Genomic DNA, 24,549 nt, shown 5'->3' on the forward strand with positions numbered 1-24,549 from the left:
ACGATTAGTGGCGAAGCCAGCATTATTGCGCCAGTCCCGCTTGTTTGAGAAAAATCAAAATTGCCGGGGCCGACAAACGCTAGTGTTTCATCATCTGATGAGGAGACTGATATGCGAATCGGTGGAATTTCCACGCTTGAGGCAGTGCATTGCAAGCGCGAAGCGAGTGTGCTGGAAGCCGCGCTACTGATGCGCCAGCACCATGTCGGCGACCTGGTCGTGGTCGATGCAGCGGATGAAAAATTGTTGCCCGTCGGCATTTTGACCGACCGTGACATCGTGGTCTCTATCGTTGCCGAAGGGCTGGACGCCAAGAGCATCGAAGCGGGCGACATCATGAGCGCGGAACTGCTGTCTGCCGGCGAAGACGACGATGTGCACGAAACCATAGAACGGATGCGCTTCAAGGGTGTGCGCCGGATGCCGGTGATCAATAGCCACGGCCACCTGGTCGGAATTGTCAGTGTCGATGACTTAATGCAATTTCTGGCCGAAGAGATGAGCGAACTGTCGCGCATCAGCCTGCGCCAGCAATCGATCGAAAAACAGGTCCGAAAGTAAGGCCGGCAACAGACGGCCGTCATGCTTAAACCGCGCGTTGCCGGCAGTCTGCCCAAGCGCTTGCCCGCCTTTGCATGTTCCGGATGAAGAGGTGATCGATGCGCGTATTTTGTGGACAGCGTTGGGTTTTCCGTTGGGTCGTCTTGCCGGGCATGACCGCAATGTGCGCCGTGGTCGGCGCCCAAACTACGACGGCCGACCCACAAGCGACCGTTTCCACCCCGGCGTTGCAGACTGAAGTCTTAGTCCGGGATCTGGAACACCCGTGGGCGCTAGCCTTTATCGGCGACGGCCGCATGCTGGTCACCGAACGCCCCGGGCGCTTGCGGCTGGTGCAACCGGACGGCGCGCTGGGGCCGCCGATTGCCGGCGTGCCGGAGGTCGATGCGGTCGGCCAGGGCGGTTTGCTGGACGTGGTGGCCGATAGCGATTTTGCGCACAACCGCACCATCTATTTTTGCTATGCGGAGCCGGCCGCGGGCGGCGCCGGCAATTCCACCGCAATGGCATCGGCCCATTTGTCTACCGATGCCAGGCGGCTGGAGCAGGTCACGGTGCTGTTCAACCAGCGCCCCAAGGTCAGCAGCAATGCGCATTTCGGCTGCCGCATCGTTGAAAATACCGACGGCACGTTGTTTTTGACGCTGGGCGAGCGCTTTTCCCGCATGCAGGATGCGCAAACGTTAACCAACCACCACGGCAAAATAGTGCGGCTGCGCAAGGACGGCAGCGTGCCGCCGGACAACCCGTTTATCGGCAAAAGCGCTGCGCTGCCGGAAATCTGGAGTTATGGCCATCGCAACATACAGGGCGCCACGCTAGGCCCCGATGGGCGGCTCTGGACCCATGAGCACGGCCCGCAAGGCGGCGATGAAATCAACCGGCCCGAGGCCGGCAAGAATTACGGCTGGCCCATCATCACTTATGGCGAAAACTATGGCGGCGGCAAAATCGGCGCAGGCTTGCGCGCCAAACCCGGCATGGAAGCGCCGTTGTATCAATGGACGCCGTCGATTGCGCCCTCCGGTATGGCCTTCCTGCACAGCGCGCGTTACGGCAAGGCTTGGCAAGGCAGCCTGTTCATCGGTTCGCTCAAGTTCCATTACCTGGCCCGCCAGGAATGGCGCGCTGGCAAGCTGGTGCGCGAACAACGGTTGCTGCAAGACCTCGACCAGCGCATCCGCGACGTGCGCGAAGGGCCGGACGGCTTGCTGTATGTATTGACCGACGCCAGCCGCGGTCAGCTGCTGCGCTTGCGGCCGGAGCGGCAACCGCGCCTTCAGCGCATCCGGAAGGATTAAATACTATGCATTGTATTTTTAAAGTGCCAATATAATATTGCGGAAACTCTATTGTTTATAGCCATACTCCGCATAAATATATCTTTATCCGAGGATGCGCGGAAGCCCTGAACGCGCTCGAATGCCTTTATGCTAGCCTTGGCGCTGGACTATTCACTGACTGCCATGTACACCCAATTCTTCAACTTGCAACAAGCACCGTTTTCGATCGCCCCCGATCCGCACTATCTGTTCATGAGCGAGCAGCATCGTGAAGCGCTGGCGCATTTGCTGTATGGCGTCGGCAGCGGCGGCGGTTTCGTCTTGCTGACCGGCGAAATCGGGGCCGGCAAGACCACGGTGTGCCGCTGCTTCCTGGAACAGATTCCGGACGACTGCAACGTCGCCTACATCTTCAATCCGAAGCTGACGGTGCCGGAGTTGCTGCAATCGATCTGCGACGAATTTGGCATCGGCATCGACTTGCCGCACGGTGCCGATGTCGATGCAGCATCGGTCAAGGATTACGTCGATGCGCTCAATAGCTATTTGCTGGCCGCCCACGCCGAGGGCCGGCACAACGTCCTGATCATCGATGAAGCCCAAAGCCTGTCGGCCGGCGTGCTGGAACAATTGCGGCTGCTGACCAATCTGGAGACCAGCCAAAGCAAGCTGCTGCAGATCATCCTGATCGGCCAGCCCGAACTGCGCGGCATGCTGGCTCGGCCAGAGTTGGAACAGCTGGCCCAGCGCGTGATTGCCCGTTACCATCTGGGGCCGCTGGCAGCGCCGGAAACCGCGCGCTATATCCGGCATCGGCTGGCGGTGGCCGGCATGCTTGACGCCACGGTGTTTCCAGCGCCGGCGATGCAGCAGATTCATCGCCTCACGCAAGGGGTGCCGCGCCGCATCAATCTGCTGTGCGACCGCGCCCTGCTGGGCGCATATACCGAAAACAAACACAGCGTCGATCGCGCGATAGTCAGGCAGGCGGCGCGTGAAGTGTTCGGCGATTTTGCGCCGGCAGCAGCAACCGCCACTGCTGCAGCACCTGCCATCCGCCCGGCCCTGGTGTGGCTGATGGCGGGCACCCTGGTTGTCGTCGCGCTGGCATTGGGCTGGAATCTGCAGCAAGAGCACAGTAAACGTGATAACCGAGGCAAGACCGTCCAGACCGCGCCCGCCAAAGCCGATCACACCCCACCCATCGTAACGGCGGCGCTGCAGGCTGACGCCGGCTGGCCGGATCGCCGTGACGCGTACCGGCAACTGGCGCAGTTGTGGGGTTTTACATTGCCGGAAGGACCGCCCTGCCAAGCCGCGCAGCAACAGCGCGTGGCCTGTTATGTCGCCGGCGGGGTCGGATTGGCCGCGCTGGCGCAACTCGATCGCCCTGCGATCCTGACCCTGCAGGACCAAAACAATACGCCGAACTATTACGCGCTGCTGATCGGGCTGACACCAGGCAGCGCTACCTTACGCACAGGCAACGTCAGCAAAACCGTGCCGCTGGCGGTGCTGGAGGCGCAATTTCGCGGCCAGATGGTGACTTTCTGGCGCACCCCGACCGCGCGCGACATCGCTGGCATGGTATTTGGCGCGGGCACGCAAGGCGCCGAGGTCGACTGGATCGCAGCCCAGCTGCAGCAACCAACCGGCCAGGGATTCAACCAGGCCCTGAAACTCCAGGTGCAACAGTTCCAGCGCGCCCATGGATTGGCCGCCGACGGCATAGTCGGCCCGATGACCTTCATGTACCTCAATCGCGCCGCCGGCATCGATGAGCCGCGCCTGCATCAGGCTGGCGTCGCCACTGCGGAGTCGGGAAAATAATGTCATACATTCTGGATGCCCTGAAAAAGGCTGAAGCGCAACGCACGCTGGGTGCGCTGCCGAATATTCATGCGCCGGCGATTTTCGCCGCCGCCTCCGCTGACCGCGCGCCGCTTTGGCGGCGCGCATGGCGCTGGGGTGCGCTGACGGCGCTGGTCATGATCCTGATCGCGCTGGCCTGGTTTCGACCCTGGCAGCGCGGTACCGTGCTGCCGACGAAAGCAGCGCCCAGCGCGCCGACGCAATCCGCTGCGCCGGCAGCATCGATTGCGCCGGCACTGCCGCCGCCCGTGCGCGCTGTGCCAACCCAGCCAGCGCCGCCGACGCCCAAGGCCACGCCCAAAGTTGTTTCGCCGGAAGCCAGTAAGCCGAAGGCTGCAGCCAGCAGCGTGCCAACGTCGCTGCCACAGCAACGGCCGGCCGTAACCATCACCCCGCCCGCAAAAAAACCGGCGCCGACGCCATCCGCCAATGCGGCCGAACCGGAACTGCAGACGCTGCGCGAACTGCCGCCCCAGATTCAAAGGGAGATTCCGCCACTGGTCATCAGCGGCTACATCTATTCCAGCAACCAGGCCGAGCGGTCGCTGCTGATCAACAACCAGTTATTGCGCGAAGGTGATGCCGTCGCGCCCGGCTTGATCCTGGAAAAAATGCTGCGTGGCGCAGTGGTGCTGAATTACCAGGGATACCGTTACCGGATGCCGTATTAATTGAAATGGATACGACGGATGCGCAATCGAGCACATCCGCAAAAAATTGATCCACATCATGTATGCGGCAATACCATATCGCTAGTATCGTCGTCCATGATCTTGCGCAATTTTTACGGTATTTAGATCGAAAAATAGGCGCATTAATGCACTTAAACATTGAACCGCACAATGTACAAGGATGAAAAAAGGATGAAATTGTGATACCCGCGTTATCCAAGACCAATGACTACAGCACTAATCTAAAAAGCATTATTGCCAAGACCAGCTTGTTCAGAATGCTGGACGAGAAGCAGCTCGACGACATCGTATCCGGCACCCGATCCACCCAAACCAAGGCAAATACAGCGATCGTCAGTCACGGCGACGCCGCCAATGGCGCATTCTGGATCGTCTACGGGCAAGTCAAAATCGTTCTGCATACCAAACAGGGCACCGAAAAAATCCTCGAAATCCTGGGTCAGAACACCTGTTTCGGCTTGGGCGAGATGCTGCTGGAGCGCCCGCATATTGCGCTGGTCAAGACCACCACCGACGCCATGCTGCTGCATATCGATCGCACTGCGATCATGCGTGTGGCGGCGCAGAATTTCGATTTTTCGCGCGAACTGATGACCTGCGTCGGACGTCAGTTTTACAGCCTGGTGCGCGATATCGAAGCCTATTCGCAAAGCGCCAAACAGCGGCTGGCGGAATACCTGCTGCGGCAAAGCCGGCGCGAAACCAGCGACGATATAGAACTGGTGGCCAAAAAATCGCTGATCGCTTCCCGCCTCAGCCTGACGCCGGAAACCCTGTCGCGCCTGTTTCACGACCTCTCTGCCGAAGGCATGATTGCGATTTCCGGCCGCCGCATCAAGATACTCGATTTTGAGCGGATGTCGGCGGTAATGCCGTAATGACAAAGAATGCGCCGGCCTGAGGCAGTTTCCGCGAATTTTCCGCAATTTTGATCCGCCGCCTGAAATCGCCAGCGCCGCTTACAATTCCGACCAGTGCAGCGGCTTGCCGTTTTGATCGGTTACCTTCAGCATTTCTGCATAAATCTTGGCCTGCACCCGATCCGGCAGGCGCACAAAATCCAGGCCTGCCACCAGGTGGTCGCCATGCATGAATGCCCAATTGAAAAATTTCAGGGTGGCGATGGCGTTTTCAGGTTTTTGGGCAACCTGGGCAAGGATGATGAAAGTGCCCATCGTAATCGGCCAGCTGTCGGCCCCGGATTTGTCGGTCAGCATTTCCTCGAATGCAGCCCGGCGCAACCAGTCGCTGTTTTTTAACGCTGAAGCAAAGCTTTGCGCGTTCGGCGCGACAAAATTGCCCTGCCGGTTCCTGAGCCTGACGTAGGCCAGCTTCTCTTGCACCACATAGTTGTAATCGACATAACCGATCGCGTTGTCGGTTTGCTTGACGCCAGCGGCCATGGCGCTGCTGCCTTTGACCGGCACCACGCCGGCCGGCCAGGCGATGGTAAAGCCGCGGCCGAATTTTTCCCGCCAGTTGATCTGCATCTTGCTCAGATAATCGCTGAAGTTATAAGTGGTGCCGGAACCGTCCTGACGCACCACGACCACGATAGCCGCGTTGGGCAGCGGCAGTCCGGGGTTGAGGGCGGCTATCGCGGCGGCATCCCAGCGAGTGATTTTGCGCGCAAAGATATCGGCCAGCACTTCCCCGGTGAGCAATAACGCACCGGGCTTGATGCCGGCCAGATTGACGACCGGCACCACGCCGGAAATCGCACTGGGAAAGCTGATCAGCCGGTCTTTCTTCAGCTCTGCCGCAGCCAGCGCCACATCGCTGGCGCCAAAATCGACCGCGTGTTGCCTGATCTGCAGCAAGCCCTTCGATGAGCCGACCGGCGCATAGGCAATCTTGACGCTGGTGCGCTGCCGGTAGATCTCTGCCCATTTTTCATACAGCGGTTTGGCGGCAGACGATCCGGCGCCGGTTATGTCGCCAGCCAGCACGCGACCTGCAGCACACAGAAAAAGCAATGCAAATACAGCGTTTTTGATGGACATAAGAGGCTTGGATGCAATCGGGCAACGGGAGCTACATCATGCCCAATAATTGTTACCGGGTAATGAATCGCGCACTCCGCAGTCGTTAGCCGTTGCGCTGCAACCATTCCAGCGCGCCCAGCCCGGCTGCACGGCCGCTGGCAAAGCTGGCCGTCAGCAGATAACCGCCGGTCGGCGCTTCCCAGTCCAGCATTTCGCCGGCGCAGAAAACACCGGGCAGCGCACGCAACATCAAGCCTGGCTCCAGCGCATCAAAGCGCACCCCGCCGGCGCTGCTGATGGCTTCATCCAGCGGGCGCGCCGCGTTTAGCGTCAGCGGCAACGCCTTGATTTTGGCGGCCAGCACTGCCGGCTGGGCGAAGTCCTCCTTGCTGACCAGTTCGCGCAGCAGGCCGGATTTGACGCCGGTGATGTTGAGCCGGCTTTGCAGGTGGCTGGACATCGAGCGTGCGCCGCGCGGCCGGCTGATTTCTGCTGCAACCCGTTCAGGCGTCCAGTCAGGCGCCAGATCGAGGGTGACAGTGGCGCTGCCGTGGGCGGCAATGGCGTCGCGAATCGCGGCTGAAAAAGCATAAATCAGGCTGCCTTCGACTCCGCCTTCAGTGATCACGAACTGGCCCTTCTTGCGCGGCATGGGCGCGTTGCCATCGGCAAAACTGAGCGCTACCGGACTCAGCGGAGCACCGGCGTAGCGGCTGCTGAAATGCGTACTCCAGACACAATCGAAACCGCAATTGGACGGCTGCAGCGGCGCCACCTCGACCCCGCGTGCGGCCAGCAATGGCAGCCATGCGCCATCGGAGCCAAGCCGCGCCCAGCTGCCGCCGCCCAGCGCCAGCACTACCGCGTCCGGCTTGACCGACGTGCTGCCATCATTGCCGTCAAAACGCAGCGCGCCGTCAGCATCCCAACCGAACCAGCGCTGGCGCATGTGAAAGCGCACTCCGGCCCCGCGCAAGCGCTGCAGCCAGGCGCGCAGCAAAGGCGCAGCCTTCATGTCGGCCGGGAACACGCGGCCGGAACTGCCGACGAAAGTCGCCACGCCCAGGCCATGCACCCATTGCCGCAACGCATCCGGCCCGAAAGCCTCCAGCAGCGGCGCAATCTGCGCCCGGCGCGCGCCATAGCGCGACAGGAACGCATCCATCGGCTCGGCGTGGGTAATGTTCATGCCGCCCTTGCCGGCCAGCAAAAACTTGCGCCCGACTGAAGGCATGGCGTCGTACAGATCAACCTGAATTTGCCCCAAGGCGCCACCTTGGGCCAGCGCCTCGGCCGCCATCAGCCCGGCCGGACCGCCGCCGATGATGGCGACACGGCGTTTGCTGGTATCGGAACAGATCATAAATTCTTTCATATTGAAATTAAGTGGTGAGTGGGCATGGCGGCGGTGGTGTTGCGTTGAGTGCGAAACCCTGTTTTGCGCAACAAAACAGGAATGCCATTTGACAAAACAATTGTCATGTCCTAAACCACAGTCAGACCAACTAAAAAAGGAGACTGTCATGACTACCGATATCGCTTATTTTCGCACTGCCATGTCGACCGGCGCCGAGTTTCAGTGGACGTTATTCTGGAACGGCGTCGCCTGGGAAATCCACGCCTATCGGGATCTGGAGCAAACGCCCTGCCCGTTGCATACCGCGCGCGAAGAAATCCGCGCATTGCAAACGCTCGATGCGGCCGCCGGCGTCCTCAAGACCCTCGGCGTCGGCAGATTTTCAGTCGATCAGAATCGCAGCCTGCCGCACGAGGAACGTGTCCTCGCCGGCGGCAACCAGTGCATCGGCTCTTAAAACCAGCCCAGCAATCTGGCCAGCGCCATCAGCAAAAAGGCCGCGGTCAGGAAAAAACAAATACTGCGATTGAACACGAACGACGGCAGTTTCTGCCGTGCCTTGATAGAAAAACTGCCGGCGGCGAGGCCGAAGTACAGGCACAGGCAAGCCAGGAAAACCATGCTGGCGATGTCGTACCAGGGAATCGGGATGCCATTGATGGGTTGCATAAGCGGGTGATCCGAGGTGAATAGAGGTGAGCAGATAAGGTTATATTTTTTCCGCCGCTGAATCGGCACTGGCAACGGCGACGCTGCCCGGCCACAGCAGCTTGCCGTGCGCATCGACCTGCGTCAAGTACAGGCGCAGGTCGAATTCGTACTGGTGGTAATCCGGCTCCATGTGGGTGCAGAGTTGGTAGAAGGCTTTGTCGTGCTGCGTTTCTTTCAGGTGCGCCAGTTCATGCACGGTGATCATCTTCAGGAATTCCAGCGGCACTTCCCGAAACAGCGAGGCAATCCGGATTTCGCGCTTGGCCTTGAGCTTGCCGCCCTGCACCCGCGAAATCGCGGTATGCAAGCCCAGCGCATGCTGGATGACTTTGATCTTGCTGTCGAACGCAACCTTGGACAGCGGCGCGGCATTGCGCAAAAATTCATTCTTCAGCGCAATCACATAGTCGTACAACGCGCGGTCGGTGCGCACCTCGTGCAAGCGGCCGTACTTTTTCAGCAGAATCGCGCCCAGCCGATCCTGTTCCAGCAGCGTGCGCACCTGGGTCTTGGTGTCTTCCGAATAACCGGTCAAGTATTTCAATGCGTTCATGTGTGGCATATTTGTTCAACCAACCTCAAAAACCCCTGCGCTGCGGTTTTTGCTGACCTTGTCCCAATCGAACACGCGGCCATTCATCGCCACATACACGCCCCCCGGCAGCGTTTGCGCCACGCCGATGGCAAAGCCAAGATTGAACAACGCGTCGGAATTGGCGATTTCGTACGGGATCATCGCGCCGGTCAGGATCACGGTCTTGTCGAGCGCGACCGCGCCCAGCACTGCCGCGCTTTCGCGCATGGTGTCGGTGCCGTGGATGATGACAATCGCGGTTTCAGGCGCTTGCCGGCAACTGGCCAACAAGCGCTGGCGGTCGGCGTCCTGCATCTCCAGCGAATCGAGCAGCGGCAGCACTTCGAGCGTGTGCGCTTGCGTAATGCGGCTGCGCTGAAGTGCTGCCGGCAGATGACTGGCGCCAAAGCCGAGTTGGCCGGCAAGCTCGTCGTAATGCTTGTCGAAGGTGCCACCGCTGGCAATAATACGTAGTGTCATGTTACAATCCGGTTAACTGGCATGATTAAAAATAGTGGGAGTATATGCATTTATCATGCAATTCACGCAATTTTTCTGTGCGTACACTAAAAATACAACCGAGTGTATGCAGTCTCACGCAGTCGGCGCGCGCTTGACGAAAAACAGCGCGGTGCCGACCGCCACCAGCACGCCGCCAAAGAAACGGTTTTGCCGCCGGACCATGCGCGGATCGCGAAAAAATCGCTGCATCCCGGAAGCCGCAAAAGCGTAACTATGCATCACCGTCAAATCAATCGCGCACATGGTGAGGCCCAGGATCAGCAATTGCGGCAGCAGCGGCGCTTGCTGCGAAATGAACTGCGGCAACACGGCCACCATGAAGATGATGCCTTTCGGGTTGGTCGCATTGGTAAAAAATCCGGTCAGGAAGCGGCGACGCAAAGTCGGCATGGCGCTGTGCTGCAGCTCTGGCGGCGACAGCGCAGTGTCAGTTTCAATATCCGGACGCGCCACAACTTTGGCGCGCCATTGGCTCACGCCCAGATACACCAGATACAAGGCGCCGATGGTCTTGACCAGATTGAAGACGACTTCGGATGCCAGCAAAATCGAGCCGACGCCGGCACCGGCAATCAACAGAATCAGCAGCAGGCCGGCTTGCAATCCGAGAATGGTGGCACTGGTTTTTTTGACGCCGTACGACAAACCGTGCGACATCGACAGCACCGCGCCGGAGCCGGGCGAAACAGCGATGATGCAGGCGGCAAAAAAGAATGTGATCCAGGTCGCAAAAGTCATATCAGTGCACTTTGAAAGAAGTAAAAAAGGTATCGGCGGCATCCACGCTCATGCTGCTGATTGCGCTGCTGGGGCCGACGATGATCGCTTGATAAACCCGCTGATCGCGGGCCGCGAAATGCGCCAGCAGCCGGGCCGGTTCCTTGCTGCGGCCGATGCTGCCGGTAGCGACAATATCGAAGCTGTTACTGGTATTGTTCACGCGCTCGCTCTCGATGCTGCCGTTGATATTGCGCACCAGCGCCAGTTTCATCGCTTGCAGCGCCTTCGGTGCCAGCGCTGCGTCCGGCAACGCGATTACGCCGACGGCGAAAGTGACGCCGTCGACTTCGGTTGCGGTCATCGACATCGTGACCTGCATGCCGTCGAGGTCAATCGGACGCGACAGCGTGGTCGGCTTGGCCGGCAACAACACCACAAACGGCGCATCGACACCTTCCACCTGACGCCAGTTCAGGCTCGGGCTGCAGCCGGCGAGCATCAACAAAACTGCCAGCAACATCGGCAGCGTCAGGCGGAGGATGGACGGGGAAAGTGAAAACGCAGTCATCAATTATTCAGTGTGCTAACCAGTGTGGAAACTTTAGCAGAGCGGCGAAAAGTCCGGATCGCCAATATTACCCCAACGATCAGCAGCGCGATGCCCGCCAGCACTTGCACCGACGGCATTGCGCCGCGCCAGAGGAATGCATACGCCAGCGCCGACAGCGTTTCGAACACGATCAACTGGCCGGCCAGCGAAGTCGGCAGGCGCTGGCTGGCATGATTCCACAGCATGGTGCCCAGCCACGAAGCGCACAAGCCGATCAGCAGCATCATGCCGACGAACAACGCCGGGCGCGGCCCCAGCGGGAACGCGTAACTGCCGCCGCCGGCGTGCGCAATCAAGCCATACAGCACGAATCCCGGCAGCACTACCGGCAACATCGCCAGACCCTGGGCGGTGGCCCAGGTGGACGAGCGAATCTGCGGATGCGCCTTCATGAAGCGCGCATTGTTAATCGGATACCAAGTCCAGGCGCACAGCGCCAGCAGCGCCAGCGCGCAACCCTGCAAATATTGCGTCAGCGTGCGGCTGCCATCGAGCTGCTGCAATTCACTGGCATTGACCAGCAGCAAACCGGTGGCGATCACCGCCAGCGCCGGCAGCAACCGATGCCAGGCCACTGCATCCGCAGCGTGGCCCGGCGCGGTATTGGACACGATCGTAATCACCACCGGCAAGGTGCCGATCAGCAAAGTCGGCAACGGCGCGCCGGAAAGCTGGATCGCGCTGGCCAGAGCCGCGTAATACAGCAAATTGCCCACCAGCGAGAGCCGGAACGCCACCCCCCAATCGGCCCGCGACAGCGCCGCGATTTGCCGGCGGCCGAGCCAGGCCGGCACCAGCGCAATCAGACCAAACGCAATATAGCGCCCGAACGACAGCACGATGCCCGGATAATCCGGCAGCAATACCGGCGTCACAAAAACCAGGCCCCACATCAGGCCAGCGCCCAGGGCGCACAAAATACCAATCAACATAAATAGTGTCGCAAAGAATGGGGAACAGCGATGATGCACGACTTTCGGCGCAGGGTCTTGTAAAGGATTGCGATTGTGAAGGGTGTTGTTGCACCCGCCATCTCAATAAATCCAGTTTTCATGTCGCACTGGCAATCGATTTAATTCGTCCTTATGAAAACGCCATTTGGGCATGAATTGATCAAGGAGTGCAACGAACCGATCGTTATGGCTAGGCTCCAATAAATGCGCCATTTCATGCACCACGATATATTCCAGGCATTCAGGTGGTTTTTTGGCCAGTTCCAGGTTGAGCCAGATCCGTTTCGCTTGGGGATTGCAGGTTCCCCATTTCGTTTTCATTTTCCTGATGCCGAATTCGGCAACCTGAACCTTCATGCGCTTCTCGTACTTGGAGATCAGCTCGGGCAGGGCGTCTTTCAGTTGCTGGCGATACCATTCGTTGAGAACGGATTGGCGGGCTTCCGTGCTGGATTCGGGACGCACATGCAGCTCTATCATCTTGTGTTTGAGCAACACTTTGGCAGCGCCATGATGCCCGACGATTTTTAGCAGATAACGTTGCCCGTTAAAAAAGTGGCTTTCCCGATTGATGAATTCACGCGGCGCTTCGCGCTCCTGCGCTCGCAGCTTGGCCTGCTGCTGCTTGATCCAGCCCAGTTTTGAAATGACAAAAATCCGAATGGTGTCGAGTTCCATGGCGCGTGGCGCTGACACGCGCACACTGCCTTCAGGTGGATAAACACTGAGATGGACATTCTTGATAGCCTTGCGCACAACCGATACCGCAATCTTGCCGAGGTCAAAATAATCGACTTCAATATTCATTCTGTTGTTTCAATACTGGAAAAATCGCTTCCACTTTATCTACATCGTTCAGCACTTCATACAATTTTCCTTTGACGATTTGCTCCTTGGCAATGCTACCTCGCCAGTTGTCCGGGCAATAGGTCGCCATCGTCTGATGCACTGAGAGGGCGACAGTCTCGTCTTGCCCGAGATTGTTGTAGATCGCCCGCTTGCCCGGTGTATCGAGTGCTGCAGGCGTCGTCGCTGCAAAACCCCGCACGACTTTATTTGCCAGTTCGGCGACCTGATTCAGATATTCCTGATAGTCGATGGCGCCCTGCTTGCGCTGCTTGATGATCTCACCCAGCAGCTTGGACATTTTTTCAAAATACGCGGGGTCCAGCAAATGGTCCTTGATGATCTTGCTGCGCACATTATTTTCGATGGTTTCGGCGACCGCATCCTGGTTGCCCTTGATCCCATCGGGCTGGGCGTTGATGGCTTCGGCAATCCCGCTGTTGACGATCACATCGATCAGCGACATCTCGGAAAACGGCGAAATCACCACCGAGTCATCGGCCTGAATGTAGTTATCGATCAGGTGCCGCATATCGGCTTCATAAGCTTTCAAATCCAGCGTTTCGCCGCTGGCCTTGCGGATGATTTCGCGCAATTTCAGGTAGCGATCGAGCGCGTGTTCGATCTGTGCAATCTCGGCTGCGCTGTAACCGGCCGCTTCCAGCTCATCTGCGATATTGGCATAGGCACGGATCAGTGCCACGATCGCCTTGTACAAGGCGGTGCGCTGCATCTCGCGCAGCTTGAGGTCTTCCGGGATCTCGGTGTTGCCACAAAAATAGTGAATATGTTCCAGATCGTCCTTGGGTAGCTGCACCGGCTCGCACAGCAGCGCCAGTTGTTCCAGTGCACTGTCCAGACGCTCACGCCCCATGGTCAGGCGGTCTTTCAGCAGGATGTCGCAGTCGCCCTGCTCGAAGTTGTCGTAGTCCAGCTCGGAGGTGTACACCGCTACCGCGTTTTCCACCTTTTTGAACAAATCCTTGTAATCGACGATATACCCGAAGTCCTTGTCCTCGCTATCGAGCCGGTTGACGCGGCAGATCGCCTGAAACAAGCCATGGTCCTGCATCGATTTGTCGATGTACAAATAGGTGCAGCTCGGCGCGTCGAACCCGGTGAGCAGCTTGTCCACCACTACCAGCAGCTTCATGCTCGCAGGTTCCTTGCGGAACAGGGTTTTCACCGCTTCTTCATAGCTTTCGGTCTTGGTCATACCCGGTTTTGCCGCCACGTCCTTCAGCAAATCGGTATAAATCTTGTAGATGTATTCCTTATCCGTTTCGGTATTGGCGCCGGTATCTTCGGTGGTGATGTCCCTGGTTTGCGGGTTGTACGAAGTGACAATCGCGCATTTTCCCTTGAACGATGTAGATTGAAAAAACTCGAAATAACGGCAAGCCTCATAAATACTGGAGGCTACCAGAATTGCGTTGCCGGCCTGTGAGCTTAAACGCGGCTTCTTTTTAAAGTCATAAATCACGTCAAGAACGATCTTGCTCATGCGGTTTTTCGAACTGAGCACTTGCTGCATCGTGCCCCATTTCTTTTTCAGCTCGAATTTCTGGAAATCGTTCAGATCTTTGGTCGCTTCCTCAAACCACTCATCGATCTTGTTTTGCGAAGAAAGACGCTGGTCGATGTCGCGTGCTTCATAGATCAGATCCAGCACCACGCCGTCTTCCACCGCTTCGTTGAACTTATAGGTGTGGATGTATTTGCCAAACACTTCCAGGCTGGTCGATTTGTCCTTTTTCAACAACGGCGTGCCGGTAAAGCCGATGAAAACCGCGCCCGGCAACAGCGCCTTCATCACGCGATGCAGCTTGCCGGTCTGCGTGCGGTGGCATTCATCCACAAACACAAACAATTCGCCCACCGCGTGGCTGGGCTGGCTTGCCAGTTCCTTGATGAATTGCTCGAAATTGTCGACGCCTTTCTTGCCGAACTTGTGCACCAAAGAACACAATAGCCGGGGCGTAGCTTCGCCCAATTGCGTCATCAGGTCGCGTCCGCTGCTGGTGCGTTTAATCGGCTCGCCGGCATCATTGAATACCCGCTCAATCTGCTTGTCCAGCTCGTCGCGGTCGGTCACGATCACCACCCGCGCATGCGGATTGTTTTCCAGAATCCACTTCGCCAGCAGCACCATCAGGATGCTTTTTCCGCTGCCCTGGGTATGCCACAGAATGCCACCCTCGCGCCGGCGCACATGCTCTTGCGCCGCCTTCAGACCGAAATACTGATGCACTCGCGGCAGCTTCTTCATGCCGCCGTCGAATAGCACGAAGTCATGCATCAATTCGATCAGGCGCTGCTTGTTGCAGATTTTGGCAAGGTATTTGTCGAGCTTGTAGCCGCTGTTGTCCTGTTCGTCTTCTTTCCACTTCAGGAAGAATTTTTCCGGCGTGCCGATCGTGCCGTATTGCAGTCCTTCGGAATCGTTACCGGCAAAAATAAACTGCACCGTGCTGAAAAACGCACCAATGAACCCCGCTTGCTGGTTGACCCGGCTCTGACGTATGCCTTCGCCGATTGAAGTCCGGCTGTTTTTCAGCTCCAGCACCGCAATCGCGATGCCGTTCACATATAGCACGATGTCGGGCCGCTTTTCGTGGTTGCCGAACACCGTCACTTCTTCGGCAATGTAAAAATCGTTTTGTAGCGGATCGCGCCAGTCGATCAGCATCACCGACTCTGTCGGCACGCCAACTGCCACCTTGATCGGCACACCGTAGCGCAACAGTTCGTATACTTTTTTGTTGGTGTTGTAGAGGCTTTGGCCGTGGTGGTTGGCCGCGATGCGCAAGTCATAGATCGCTTTGCTGATGGCATCGTTAGCATAGCCTTGCTTGCTCAGGTAATGGGCAAGCAAATTTTCATCGATATTGGTATTGTCGGGACGGTCTTCCAGGCTCCCGAGATTGGTGTAGCCCAAATGATTCTGGAATAAAGCAAGCACGCGATGTTGCGTGGCACGTTCGGACTTGCCGATATCAGACATCATTTTCTCCTGTGACTTGCCAATGTCCACCCTTGGCCGGGCCAATACGTTTAAGGCGTCCTTCAGACTTCAGCTTTTCCAAATGGTATTTCACACCGTTTTCGGTGATATCCCCTAAGACAACAGCGATTTCCCGGCGGCTGACTGATGGGTTCTTACGCAGCAGTTCCAGGATTTTCTGGGTAGTTTTCTGGGTAGTTTTCTGGGTAGTCTTCTCTGCCCCTCTCTCCGAAGCTTTCTGGCGAGCCTGCGATTCACCCAAGGCTTTCACCAGATGCTGGGGGTTAGCGTGCAAGGTAAGCATCAAGCCAGACATACTCGCATCGTAAAGCGGTGGCTCGATATCGTGAGCACGGCATTCATCGTTAATTTTTTCGATGCCGCGCCCCCATGACTCGATATAACCCGCCCGAAAAAAAGCATTCGCAATTAGCGGATTGTAAGGGGCAGAGGGATGCTTTCCCAGCAAGCGGTCTATCGTCCAGTCTGGTGGCAACTGCCCAGAACCCCATAGGACGATCCTATCTTCATAGACACTGATCTGTATCGGGATGCCGCTGCTGTAATCCTTGTGTACGACGGCGTTGAGCAACGCTTCGCGCAAGGCCGCGCGGGGAAACAGGAAGGTCTCCACGCGATGGATACCCTCGTAACTGATATAGGCCTTCAGGTACTTGGAGAACAAAAAATCCAGCGTGTGCTCGACCTGTGCGAACAGGTTGCCGTGGATTTCGTCTTGATAACGAAGATCATGGTCACTAACAAAAAAGCCGATCTTGATAAAAGCGCCGCCAACGAATTTTTCCGGTGTCTCGGAAAACAGCAAGGACGCGGCCTGCTTGTGAGATACTTACCTTCCCGGAGCTGCAAATTGTCCAGCAGGGAGTCAACACTGTCATTCAATACCTTGTCGCTCATGCGGCCGCTCTTGGCGGCATTGGCCTTAAACAGTTGAAAAGCCGCGGGGCTACAGTCTTGCACATCAAATCCCGGTACCGGCACGCCATCCCAGCGTTTGCCGCGCTTTTGCAGCAGGAACTTCTCCAGCGCCGTGCCTTTCAGTTCTTGTTTGGTGCTGCCGCTGCGGTAATGGTATTCGCCCTTGTAGCTGATGGGGCTGGGGTAAGGCTCAACCACGATTTCCAGATACTCCAGCGCCTGCTCTGTTTTCAGATTCACGTCAACCATGATGCCGAGGATGTCGCGCACCTTGTTGGGTATATCTTCCAGTAATTTTTTGGCATTGGGCAGGCCGACTATCCTGCCGCTATCATTTTTACCGACGATCAGCGTACCGCCCTGCGCATTGGCAAAACCGCAGATCCATTTCAGGTATTCATCGCGCCAGGATTCTTTCCATTCAATGTTCTGATGCTCTTTCATACCAAACGTATCTTCCCGGTGAGCAGGTTTTGCATCATGCCTTGTTTGATTTGCTGGTATTTGGCGAGCTTGGTTTCCAGTGCGGCGATGTCGGCGTCCATGTCGGCGAGGATGGTGGCGATGCGGGTTTGTTCTTCCAAGTCTTGTGGAATCAACACCTCAATTTTTTTAACAACGTCATTCATTATTTTGGGGTTGGCTAAGTTTCTTGAAACGTACTTAGGCATTTCCTTCAGAAGGATATTTGTCAAGAAAAGAGCATTGTCCCTTTTCAGCTTAATTGTTCCACAAACGTTAGTGCAATTAAATTTGCCGATGCGGTAAAAAGCCGTTCCAGCTTTTTCACCGTCTGTTGTCCATGTGATGTACTCGCCGTCAAAATCATAGGTATCTAAATAACCCATGATTCCTTTGTTTGTTGTTTGTGATGAATAGACAGGATATTTCGCACTGATTGACGCGCCAATATCACGATGGCTAATAACTCTCCCACGTCCAATCTGCGCGATTTCCCCCAACGTCTTCACCACCCAATCCGTTTTCAATGTTCCATTTTCAAAGGGATCGAGCAAGGTCTGCATCGCGCCTTGCTTGATCTGGCATTTTTTGGCGATGAGTTTTTGCAGCGATAGTATCAACGCATCGGCATCGCTCAATGCATTGGCGATCGCGGTTTGTTCAATGAGCGGTGGAAATTTAATGCTTAGACCACTTAAAGTTCCTTGATTTAAGTTGATCATCGTTGAACCTACTGATGTGTCTGTTATTGCAGATACAACTTCAGGACTCGACAGTATTCGTTGAAGAAATTCAGGATTTACGGAAGCCGCAGGTCGAACAATCATTGAACCTGTTCCGCAAAGCCATCCAGCATGTTGTGAACGCACGACCGCACAGCGGCCCATGTCACCACGTCTACCAATAATGATTTCTTGATTGGAGAGCCTAAAATCCGAAAGCTTGTTCGCTATCGTTTTAGATACCGTCATTGATAGGCTAGGATTAATCTGCCCATCAATAATGTGCATTGGATTAATTACTGGGACGCTGTCGTAAGTGTAATCAGATTTATGCAGCGCACTACCAAAAGGGCCGGTTCGAAAAGACGCAACGTCTCTCAATTTTTTTACATTCCAGTCGCTTGGAATTACCCCAATCTCAGTTTGCTTGTAACCAGTCCTTAGTTTCATACAAACCCCATCTTCGCCAAATGCGCCTGCAACATTTGCTCCAAGTCCGCGACATGTTGCGTTTGCTGCGGCAACGGCGTTTCATAGCGCTCGGCGAGTTCCTTGATGCGCCGGGTTAAGCGCTGGCTGATTCTATCCATTTCGGTGTGGATATCTTTATCCATCGTCGCCATCCATTTGTCACCCACCACCAGGGTCTTGATCTTGGCTTCGGACAGCTTCGGATAAACGCTAAACAGCTTGGCATCGAGCGCGGCGCGAGCTTCCTTCACTTTTTTGTTGGTCTCTAGCTGCTGGTTCACCAAGACCAGGTACTGCTTGAGTACCGCGATTTCTTCCTTGGCGTCCTTGTCGTCTTTGAGTTCCTTCAAGCGCGCCGCGACATTGGCTTTATTAACCTTATCGAGCTCGACAAAAAAACCTTCGTCGCCGCCGTGCTCTTCTTCCAGTTCGGCGATCTGGCTGGCGAGCGTTTCGCTGGCGGCTTCCAGTTGTTCAATTACTTGTTTATCGACTGAAAAATAGCGATTGATTACCAGTTCTTTCGGGATCAGGTCACAGGCCCAGCCTTTATCGACGACTTTTTTGCTTTGCTTGTTTTCCACTAGCACGCGGTGGATAGTCGCCTTCCAGCCATCGGCGGCGATCAGGTAGCAATCATCCTGCATCACCGCAAACCAGTAATTCATTAGGTGCTGGTACACATCGTAGTTGTCGATCAGTGCCTTACCGGTATAGGCGGCGAGCAGGCTTTCGCCGATCTGGTGGATCACTTCTTTCGGATGGTGGCCGGCCTGCAGGTCTTTGAGCGTGGTGGCGGTATCGTGTTGCCACTGCGCAAACAAGGTATTCATCTCTGCCACAAAGCGCACGAATTCGGGGTGCTGGTAAATCGCTGGCTTGATCGAGTCTTTGCCGATTTTTAGTGTGTAGAAATCGGCGCTGCGTTGGGAACTAGCAAACAAACTTGCTTTTAAACTAGGGAGTACATCCCAGTAGCCTTGCAGTGCATCGATATCCGCCTTGGGAATGTCACCCAGAAGGTGGGCGGCGATGTCTTGCAGGTCTTCCGTCTCGGAACTGTCGATATAGCGCGGGATGTTGAGGTTGAATTCATTCTTTTTAATTTCGGCAAACGGCACGATACGGCTGTATTTGGCTATTTCGGTTTGCTTGTTGAAGACATCAACAATTTTATGCAGGTCCATGTCGCGCAGGCGATTCTTGTTGCCGTCCTTGATGTAGCCCTTGCCGGCGTCGAGCATGAAAATGGCTTTACGGTTTTGGGCATTTTCCTTGTCGATCAGAATAATACAGGCGGGGATGCCGGTGCCGTAGAACAGGTTGGCGGGCAAGCCGATGATGCCCTTGATATAGCCCTTGCGCACCAGCGACTCGCGGATGACGGCTTCGGCATTGCCACGGAACAGTACACCGTGCGGCAAAATACATGCGCCTTTGCCGTTGCTCTTGAGCGAGCGCACGATGTGCAGCAGATAGGCATAGTCGCCATTCTTGGCCGGCGGCACGCCGAAGTCAGAGAAGCGTCGATGCGGATCGTTCACCGCATCGACGCCATTGCCCCAGCGTTTGTCGCTGAACGGCGGATTGGCAACTACATAGTCAAAAGTTTGCAAGCTGCCTTGCGCGCTGATGAACAGGGGGTTGGCGAGGGTATTGCCTTGCCTGATCAGTGCGCCCGGATTGTTGTGCAGGATCATGTTCATGCGCGCCAGGCCGCTGGTGGCCGCATCTTTTTCCTGTCCGTACAGGGTGACCTCTGTCTTGGCTTCGTCTGCAACTTTTAATAGCAGCGATCCCGACCCGCAGGTCGGGTCGTATACGGTGGTTTTGGCGCTGGTTTTGGCACGGTTGATACCGATGATTTTTGCCATGATGCGGCTGACTTCGGCCGGCGTATAGAACTGGCCCTTGCTTTTGCCGCTTTCGGTGGCGAAGTGGCGCATCAGGTATTCGTAGGCGTCGCCCAGAATGTCGTCGCCGTCGGCGCGGTTCTTACTGAAATCCAGCGCCTTGTTTTCAAAGATGGAGATCAGGTTGGTGAGCCGTTCTACTTTTTCCTTGCCGTCGCCGAGTTTGGTGGCGTCGTTAAAGTCGGGCATGTCGGCCAGTTTGTTGGCGTCGGCCAGTGGTGCAATGATTTTCTTGTTGATGTCGTCGCCTATGGTCGGCGTGCCTTTGAGCGCGACCATATCCTTGAAGCTGGCGCCTGCCGGGATTTTGATCGGAGCGTAAGGCTGGCCTGCGTATTTGTCGCTGACGTATTTGATGAACAGCATTACCAGCACGTAGTCTTTGTACTGGCTGGCATCCATGCCGCCGCGCAGTTCGTCGCAGCTTTGCCACAGGGATGCGTAGAGTTCGGATTTTTTAATTGCCACTATGTACCTTGGTTCAATACGAAATCGTATAGCGTTGTGATGTATTTTTTATGAAATTGGCAACTGATCTGAAAGATCACGCTGTTATTTGAAGAAAATCTGAAGCGCTATTTCTCTCACTCTGAAATGCCTGGTTATATATTTTGACCGTATTCGAGCGTGCCCCAACCGCAATCAATGCTCCCGCAGCGCCCGCCGATACTGGATTGCCTCGGCTATGTGGGCGCTGCCGATGTTGGTTTGGCCGGCCAGGTCGGCGATGGTGCGCGCCACTTTCAGCACCCGGTGATAGGCGCGGGCGGACCAGTTCAGGCGGATCATGGCGGCGCGCAGCAGTTGTTCGGCGCTAGAGTCCGGCTTGCAGTGGGCATCGATTTCGCCGGTGGAGAGCGCATGGTTGCCTTTGCCTTGGCGGCTCAGTTGCAGCGCAAAGGCGCGCTCAACCCGGGCATGTACGGCGCTTGATGGTTCGCCGTCGGCTTGCCTGAGCAAATCTTCGTGCGGCAACGCGCCGACCTGGATTTGCATGTCGATGCGGTCCAGCAGCGGGCCGGAGATTTTGTCCTGATAGCGCGCCACGATATCGGGCGTGCAGCGGCATTTGCCGGACGCATGGCCGAGGTAGCCGCACGGGCACGGGTTCATCGCCGCGATCAGCTGGAAGCGGGCCGGGAAATCGGCTTGCCGCGCTGCTCTGGAAATGGTGATGTGGCCGGACTCCAGCGGCTCGCGCAAGACTTCCAGCACGCTGCGGCCGAATTCCGGTAATTCATCCAAAAACAACACGCCGCAATGCGCCAGCGAAATTTCGCCGGGACGCGGCACGCTGCCGCCACCAACCAATGCGACGCCGGAAGCGGTGTGATGCGGGGCACGATATGGCCGCACTTTCCAGCGGTCAATCGAGAAGCCGCTGGTAAGCGATTGCACCGCGGCTGATTCCAGCGCTTCGTCCTCTGTCATCGACGGCAAGATGCCGGGAAAGCGCGCTGCCAACATCGACTTGCCGGTGCCTGGAGAACCAACCATCAAGACGCTATGACCGCCGGCGGCGGCCACTTCCAGCGCCCGCTTGGCCTGTACCTGCCCTTTGACCTCGGAAAAGTCCGGATATTCGGGCCGTATCTCCAGCGCGCTCACCACATGCGGCTTTAGCCTTGCATCTGTATCGATAGCACAGAAATGGGCGCACACCTGCAATAGTGAATCGGCCGGCAATATCGTCACATCCCGCACTAACGCCGCTTCATCGGCGCTGGCGCGGGGCAGGATGAAGGCGCGCTGGCGACCGCCTGCGCTAGTTTTATGCATCGCAAAAGTCATCGCCAGCGCACCGCGAATCGGGCGCAACGCGCCGGACAGCGACAGTTCGCCGGCGAACTCGTATTGATCCAGCGTATCGCCCGGAATCTGGCCGGAGGCGGCCAGGATGCCGAGCGCAATCGGCAGGTCGAAGCGGCCGGATTCCTTCGGCAGATCGGCTGGCGCGAGGTTGACGGTGATGCGTTTGGCGGGGAATTCAAAGCGCGCATTCTGCAATGCGGCGCGAACCCGGTCCTTCGATTCCTTGACCTCGGTTTCCGGCAAACCGACTATCGTAAAACTTGGCAGGCCATTGGCCAGATGCACCTCGACGGTGACTTCCGGGGCGTGCATGCCGGTCAGTGCGCGGCTTTTCAGGACTGCCAGGCTCATCCGCTTATTTGGTCAGTTGCGCTTCGAGTTCGGCCACGCGGGTTTCCAGCGCTTCCAGTTTGGCGCGGGTTTTAGCCAGCACCTGGGTCTGAATATCGAATTCTTCGCGGGTGACCAAGTCCATCTTGGCAAAGCCCTGGTTGAGCATGGCCTTGACATTCTTTTCCATTCCCTTGGCCGGCGAATTTTCCAGCACCTGGTTGATCTTGTTCTGGAAATCGTTCAAAAAATTGCCTTTGTTCATGATATTTCCTATCGTAGTCAGGCGCACAACTTTGGTGCAATGATGGGTCGATACTGGCACCAGCGCCCAGCTATGGTGCGCAATACTGTCCGGGCCAGGCAGGCATCACGTTTGGAAGCCAGCCAAAATCATACATCAGGGAGCTGGCACGAGTTCTGCTAATGATGGTTTGAAACAGTTTATTTCACCCTGCCCAATCGAGGTTCCCATGAAAATCATTACTGCAATCATCAAACCCTTCAAACTCGACGAGGTGCGCGAAGCTTTGTCGGATATCGGCGTGCATGGCATCACGGTCACTGAAGTCAAGGGTTTCGGACGCCAAAAAGGTCACACAGAGTTGTATCGCGGTGCCGAGTACGTGGTCGACTTCCTGCCAAAAACCAAAATCGAAGCGGCCGTCGATGACGCCATCGTGGAACAGGTTATCGAAGCCATCGAAAAAGTGGCGCGCACCGGCAAAATCGGCGACGGCAAGATTTTTGTCCAGGATTTGTTGCAAGTCATCCGCATCCGCACCGGCGAAACCGGCCAGGACGCGCTTTGAAGTACGCAAGCGCCCGTCAAATCAAGCACTTCAAGTAAATAAATTAATAAATTTAGCCAAGGGAATCCAGATGAAAAAAATACACGCAGGATTTGGGGCGCTGATCGCCCTGCTGGCAGCGTCGGGGGCGCAGGCCGCAACCGAAGTGGCCGCAGTGGTGGCAGCCACCGTCGACAAGGGCGATACCGGCTGGATGATGACGGCCACCGTGCTGGTGATTGCGATGACGATTCCCGGCCTGGCGCTGTTTTACGGCGGCCTGGTGCGGGCCAAGAACATGCTGTCGGTGCTGATGCAGGTGTTCGTGGTGTTTTCCCTGATCGTTATCTTGTGGGCCGCATACGGCTACACCCTGGCGTTTTCCGGCACCAATGCTTTTATCGGCAGCTTAGATAAACTGTTTCTGCTGGGCGTGGGCAAGGATTCGCTGGCGGACACATTTACTGCCGGGGTAAAAATTCCTGAATTCGTGTTCATTGCATTCCAGGCCACCTTTGCCGCCGTTACCTGCGGGCTGATCGTCGGCTCTTTCGCCGAACGCATCCGCTTTAGCGCGGTGCTTCTGTTCGCCGCGATCTGGTTCACTTTCAGCTATTTGCCGATCGCCCACATGGTCTGGTTTACCGAAGGTTTGCTGTTCAAAATGGGGGCAATCGACTTCGCCGGCGGTACCGTGGTGCATATCAACGCGGCGGTTGCAGGCTTGATCGGCGCTTACATGGTCGGCAAGCGGATCGGCTTCGGCAAAGAATCCATGACGCCGCACTCGCTGACACTGACTATGGTCGGGGCGTCGCTATTGTGGGTCGGCTGGTTCGGTTTCAACGCCGGCTCCAACCTGGAAGCCACTTCGGGTGCGTCGCTGGCGCTGATCAACACCTTGCTGGCACCGGCTGCGGCGACTCTGTCATGGATTGCCGGCGAAGCTTTGTCGAAAGGCAAATCGTCGATGTTGGGCGCGGCCTCCGGCTGCGTTGCTGGCCTGGTGGCAATCACGCCAGCCTGCGGCACGGTGGGTCCGATGGGCGCGATTGTGATCGGCTTGCTGGCGGGTGTGCTCTGTCTGTGGGGCGTGAATGGCCTGAAACGCATGCTCGGCGCTGACGATACGCTTGACGTGTTTGGCGTCCACGGCGTCGGCGGCATCCTGGGCGCGCTGTTGACCGGCGTGTTTACTGCGCCGTCGCTGGGCGGCACTGGCGCAGTCGATTTCTCGATTGCCAGCCAGGTCGCGATCCAGGCCAAGGCAGTACTGCTGACCATCGTCTGGTCCGGCGTGGTATCGGTAGTTGCCTACAAACTGGTGGATATGGTGCTTGGCTTGCGGGTGGCGGAAGACGCCGAACGCGAAGGCCTGGACGTTACCAGCCACGGCGAATCGGCGTATCACTATTGATT

24 protein-coding genes are annotated in these 24,549 nt (G+C 56.7%); 8 read left to right on the forward strand and 16 right to left on the reverse strand.

Annotated features, from left to right (window positions below):
- Window positions 1–111 precede the first annotated feature (111 nt).
- From KGFNPO_RS16665 to KGFNPO_RS16685, 5 genes are all read left to right on the forward strand, one after another.
- Complete coding sequence (locus KGFNPO_RS16665) at window positions 112–561, forward strand: CBS domain-containing protein (protein ID WP_472632346.1); 450 nt, start codon at window positions 112–114, stop codon at window positions 559–561.
- Window positions 562–722: 161 nt separating this feature from the next.
- Window positions 723–1,862 carry a PQQ-dependent sugar dehydrogenase gene (locus KGFNPO_RS16670; protein WP_472634515.1) on the forward strand — a complete coding sequence of 380 codons (1,140 nt, stop codon included), beginning with the start codon at window positions 723–725 and terminating at the stop codon, window positions 1,860–1,862.
- Between the two features lie 165 nt (window positions 1,863–2,027).
- Window positions 2,028–3,674: an ExeA family protein gene (locus KGFNPO_RS16675; RefSeq protein ID WP_472634516.1), complete on the forward strand. Its 1,647-nt coding sequence runs from the start codon at window positions 2,028–2,030 to the stop codon at window positions 3,672–3,674.
- Window positions 3,674–4,387: a general secretion pathway protein GspB gene (locus KGFNPO_RS16680; RefSeq protein ID WP_472632347.1), complete on the forward strand. Its 714-nt coding sequence runs from the start codon at window positions 3,674–3,676 to the stop codon at window positions 4,385–4,387. The genes KGFNPO_RS16675 and KGFNPO_RS16680 overlap by 1 nt, the downstream gene beginning before the upstream one ends.
- 200 nt (window positions 4,388–4,587) lie before the next feature.
- Window positions 4,588–5,286, forward strand: coding sequence for a Crp/Fnr family transcriptional regulator (locus KGFNPO_RS16685; RefSeq protein WP_472632348.1), 699 nt, complete (start codon window positions 4,588–4,590; stop codon window positions 5,284–5,286).
- 81 nt (window positions 5,287–5,367) lie between these two features.
- On the opposite strand, the gene pstS is transcribed toward KGFNPO_RS16685, so the two are convergent.
- Window positions 5,368–6,411, reverse strand: coding sequence for a phosphate ABC transporter substrate-binding protein PstS (pstS, locus tag KGFNPO_RS16690; RefSeq protein ID WP_472632349.1), 1,044 nt, complete (start codon window positions 6,409–6,411; stop codon window positions 5,368–5,370).
- A gap of 85 nt (window positions 6,412–6,496) precedes the next feature.
- Window positions 6,497–7,768 (reverse strand): TIGR03862 family flavoprotein, encoded by a 1,272-nt coding sequence (locus KGFNPO_RS16695; RefSeq protein ID WP_472632350.1) that lies wholly within the window; start codon window positions 7,766–7,768, stop codon window positions 6,497–6,499.
- 148 nt (window positions 7,769–7,916) lie between these two features.
- On the opposite strand from KGFNPO_RS16695, the gene KGFNPO_RS16700 reads away from it, so the two are divergent.
- A complete protein-coding gene (locus tag KGFNPO_RS16700; protein WP_472632351.1) occupies window positions 7,917–8,207 on the forward strand; it encodes a hypothetical protein in 291 nt (96 codons plus the stop codon).
- Here the strand turns inward: KGFNPO_RS16700 and KGFNPO_RS16705 are convergent.
- The 14 genes from KGFNPO_RS16705 to KGFNPO_RS16770 all read right to left on the reverse strand — a co-directional run bounded on the left by KGFNPO_RS16705 (window position 8,204) and on the right by KGFNPO_RS16770 (window position 22,604).
- A complete protein-coding gene (locus KGFNPO_RS16705) occupies window positions 8,204–8,419 on the reverse strand; it encodes a hypothetical protein (protein ID WP_472632352.1) in 216 nt (71 codons plus the stop codon). The two genes, KGFNPO_RS16700 and KGFNPO_RS16705, sit on opposite strands and share 4 nt — an antisense overlap.
- Before the next feature lie 40 nt (window positions 8,420–8,459).
- Entirely contained in the window at window positions 8,460–9,014 is a 555-nt protein-coding gene (locus tag KGFNPO_RS16710; RefSeq protein ID WP_472632353.1) for a YgjP-like metallopeptidase domain-containing protein, read from the reverse strand.
- A 15-nt stretch (window positions 9,015–9,029) separates the two neighbouring features.
- Window positions 9,030–9,515, reverse strand: a complete 486-nt coding sequence (locus tag KGFNPO_RS16715; RefSeq protein WP_472632354.1) for an asparaginase domain-containing protein — start codon at window positions 9,513–9,515, stop codon at window positions 9,030–9,032.
- Window positions 9,516–9,629: 114 nt separating this feature from the next.
- Window positions 9,630–10,295, reverse strand: a complete 666-nt coding sequence (locus tag KGFNPO_RS16720; RefSeq protein WP_472632355.1) for a LysE family translocator — start codon at window positions 10,293–10,295, stop codon at window positions 9,630–9,632.
- Between the two features lies 1 nt (window position 10,296).
- Window positions 10,297–10,845, reverse strand: a complete 549-nt coding sequence (locus KGFNPO_RS16725) for a hypothetical protein (RefSeq protein WP_472632356.1) — start codon at window positions 10,843–10,845, stop codon at window positions 10,297–10,299.
- Window positions 10,845–11,819 (reverse strand): DMT family transporter, encoded by a 975-nt coding sequence (locus tag KGFNPO_RS16730; RefSeq protein WP_472632357.1) that lies wholly within the window; start codon window positions 11,817–11,819, stop codon window positions 10,845–10,847. Before KGFNPO_RS16730 ends, KGFNPO_RS16725 begins: the two co-directional genes overlap by 1 nt.
- Window positions 11,820–11,921: 102 nt before the next feature.
- Complete coding sequence (locus KGFNPO_RS16735) at window positions 11,922–12,647, reverse strand: M48 family metallopeptidase (protein ID WP_472632358.1); 726 nt, start codon at window positions 12,645–12,647, stop codon at window positions 11,922–11,924.
- Complete coding sequence (locus KGFNPO_RS16740) at window positions 12,637–15,690, reverse strand: type I restriction endonuclease subunit R (RefSeq protein ID WP_472632360.1); 3,054 nt, start codon at window positions 15,688–15,690, stop codon at window positions 12,637–12,639. Before KGFNPO_RS16740 ends, KGFNPO_RS16735 begins: the two co-directional genes overlap by 11 nt.
- Entirely contained in the window at window positions 15,683–16,324 is a 642-nt protein-coding gene (locus tag KGFNPO_RS16745) for an ATP-binding protein (RefSeq protein WP_472634517.1), read from the reverse strand. Before KGFNPO_RS16745 ends, KGFNPO_RS16740 begins: the two co-directional genes overlap by 8 nt.
- A 32-nt stretch (window positions 16,325–16,356) precedes the next feature.
- Window positions 16,357–17,073 carry an AlbA family DNA-binding domain-containing protein gene (locus KGFNPO_RS16750; RefSeq protein WP_472632362.1) on the reverse strand — a complete coding sequence of 239 codons (717 nt, stop codon included), beginning with the start codon at window positions 17,071–17,073 and terminating at the stop codon, window positions 16,357–16,359.
- Entirely contained in the window at window positions 17,070–18,263 is a 1,194-nt protein-coding gene (locus KGFNPO_RS16755) for a restriction endonuclease subunit S (protein WP_472632363.1), read from the reverse strand. Before KGFNPO_RS16755 ends, KGFNPO_RS16750 begins: the two co-directional genes overlap by 4 nt.
- On the reverse strand, window positions 18,260–20,665 hold the full coding sequence (locus tag KGFNPO_RS16760; protein WP_472632365.1) for a type I restriction-modification system subunit M: 2,406 nt from the start codon (window positions 20,663–20,665) through the stop codon (window positions 18,260–18,262). The genes KGFNPO_RS16755 and KGFNPO_RS16760 overlap by 4 nt, the downstream gene beginning before the upstream one ends.
- 174 nt (window positions 20,666–20,839) lie before the next feature.
- Complete coding sequence (locus KGFNPO_RS16765; protein ID WP_472632366.1) at window positions 20,840–22,360, reverse strand: YifB family Mg chelatase-like AAA ATPase; 1,521 nt, start codon at window positions 22,358–22,360, stop codon at window positions 20,840–20,842.
- Between the two features lie 4 nt (window positions 22,361–22,364).
- Entirely contained in the window at window positions 22,365–22,604 is a 240-nt protein-coding gene (locus tag KGFNPO_RS16770; RefSeq protein ID WP_472614041.1) for an accessory factor UbiK family protein, read from the reverse strand.
- A 208-nt stretch (window positions 22,605–22,812) separates the two neighbouring features.
- Here KGFNPO_RS16770 and KGFNPO_RS16775 point away from each other — a divergent pair, with 208 nt between their 5' ends.
- Together KGFNPO_RS16775 and KGFNPO_RS16780 are read left to right on the forward strand one after the other, a co-directional pair.
- Window positions 22,813–23,151 carry a P-II family nitrogen regulator gene (locus KGFNPO_RS16775; RefSeq protein WP_472614042.1) on the forward strand — a complete coding sequence of 113 codons (339 nt, stop codon included), beginning with the start codon at window positions 22,813–22,815 and terminating at the stop codon, window positions 23,149–23,151.
- 70 nt (window positions 23,152–23,221) lie between these two features.
- Window positions 23,222–24,547 carry an ammonium transporter gene (locus KGFNPO_RS16780; RefSeq protein ID WP_472632367.1) on the forward strand — a complete coding sequence of 442 codons (1,326 nt, stop codon included), beginning with the start codon at window positions 23,222–23,224 and terminating at the stop codon, window positions 24,545–24,547.
- Window positions 24,548–24,549: the final 2 nt, after the last annotated feature.

The organism is Gelidimonas diazotrophica (assembly GCF_055694025.1).

Coding starts and splice junctions, on each gene's coding strand:
- KGFNPO_RS16695 (WP_472632350.1), bottom strand. CDS start 7,768: ATGAAAGAATTTATGATCTGTTCCGATACCAGCAAACGCCGTGTCGCC.
- KGFNPO_RS16775 (WP_472614042.1), top strand. CDS start 22,813: ATGAAAATCATTACTGCAATCATCAAACCCTTCAAACTCGACGAGGTG.
- KGFNPO_RS16725 (WP_472632356.1), bottom strand. CDS start 10,845: ATGACTGCGTTTTCACTTTCCCCGTCCATCCTCCGCCTGACGCTGCCG.
- KGFNPO_RS16755 (WP_472632363.1), bottom strand. CDS start 18,263: ATGAAACTAAGGACTGGTTACAAGCAAACTGAGATTGGGGTAATTCCA.
- KGFNPO_RS16680 (WP_472632347.1), top strand. CDS start 3,674: ATGTCATACATTCTGGATGCCCTGAAAAAGGCTGAAGCGCAACGCACG.
- KGFNPO_RS16740 (WP_472632360.1), bottom strand. CDS start 15,690: ATGTCTGATATCGGCAAGTCCGAACGTGCCACGCAACATCGCGTGCTT.
- KGFNPO_RS16735 (WP_472632358.1), bottom strand. CDS start 12,647: ATGAATATTGAAGTCGATTATTTTGACCTCGGCAAGATTGCGGTATCG.
- KGFNPO_RS16700 (WP_472632351.1), top strand. CDS start 7,917: ATGACTACCGATATCGCTTATTTTCGCACTGCCATGTCGACCGGCGCC.
- KGFNPO_RS16670 (WP_472634515.1), top strand. CDS start 723: ATGTGCGCCGTGGTCGGCGCCCAAACTACGACGGCCGACCCACAAGCG.
- KGFNPO_RS16665 (WP_472632346.1), top strand. CDS start 112: ATGCGAATCGGTGGAATTTCCACGCTTGAGGCAGTGCATTGCAAGCGC.
- KGFNPO_RS16710 (WP_472632353.1), bottom strand. CDS start 9,014: ATGAACGCATTGAAATACTTGACCGGTTATTCGGAAGACACCAAGACC.
- KGFNPO_RS16675 (WP_472634516.1), top strand. CDS start 2,028: ATGTACACCCAATTCTTCAACTTGCAACAAGCACCGTTTTCGATCGCC.
- KGFNPO_RS16770 (WP_472614041.1), bottom strand. CDS start 22,604: ATGAACAAAGGCAATTTTTTGAACGATTTCCAGAACAAGATCAACCAG.
- KGFNPO_RS16765 (WP_472632366.1), bottom strand. CDS start 22,360: ATGAGCCTGGCAGTCCTGAAAAGCCGCGCACTGACCGGCATGCACGCC.
- KGFNPO_RS16750 (WP_472632362.1), bottom strand. CDS start 17,073: ATGAAAGAGCATCAGAACATTGAATGGAAAGAATCCTGGCGCGATGAA.
- KGFNPO_RS16705 (WP_472632352.1), bottom strand. CDS start 8,419: ATGCAACCCATCAATGGCATCCCGATTCCCTGGTACGACATCGCCAGC.
- KGFNPO_RS16730 (WP_472632357.1), bottom strand. CDS start 11,819: ATGTTGATTGGTATTTTGTGCGCCCTGGGCGCTGGCCTGATGTGGGGC.
- pstS (WP_472632349.1), bottom strand. CDS start 6,411: ATGTCCATCAAAAACGCTGTATTTGCATTGCTTTTTCTGTGTGCTGCA.
- KGFNPO_RS16720 (WP_472632355.1), bottom strand. CDS start 10,295: ATGACTTTTGCGACCTGGATCACATTCTTTTTTGCCGCCTGCATCATC.
- KGFNPO_RS16715 (WP_472632354.1), bottom strand. CDS start 9,515: ATGACACTACGTATTATTGCCAGCGGTGGCACCTTCGACAAGCATTAC.
- KGFNPO_RS16780 (WP_472632367.1), top strand. CDS start 23,222: ATGAAAAAAATACACGCAGGATTTGGGGCGCTGATCGCCCTGCTGGCA.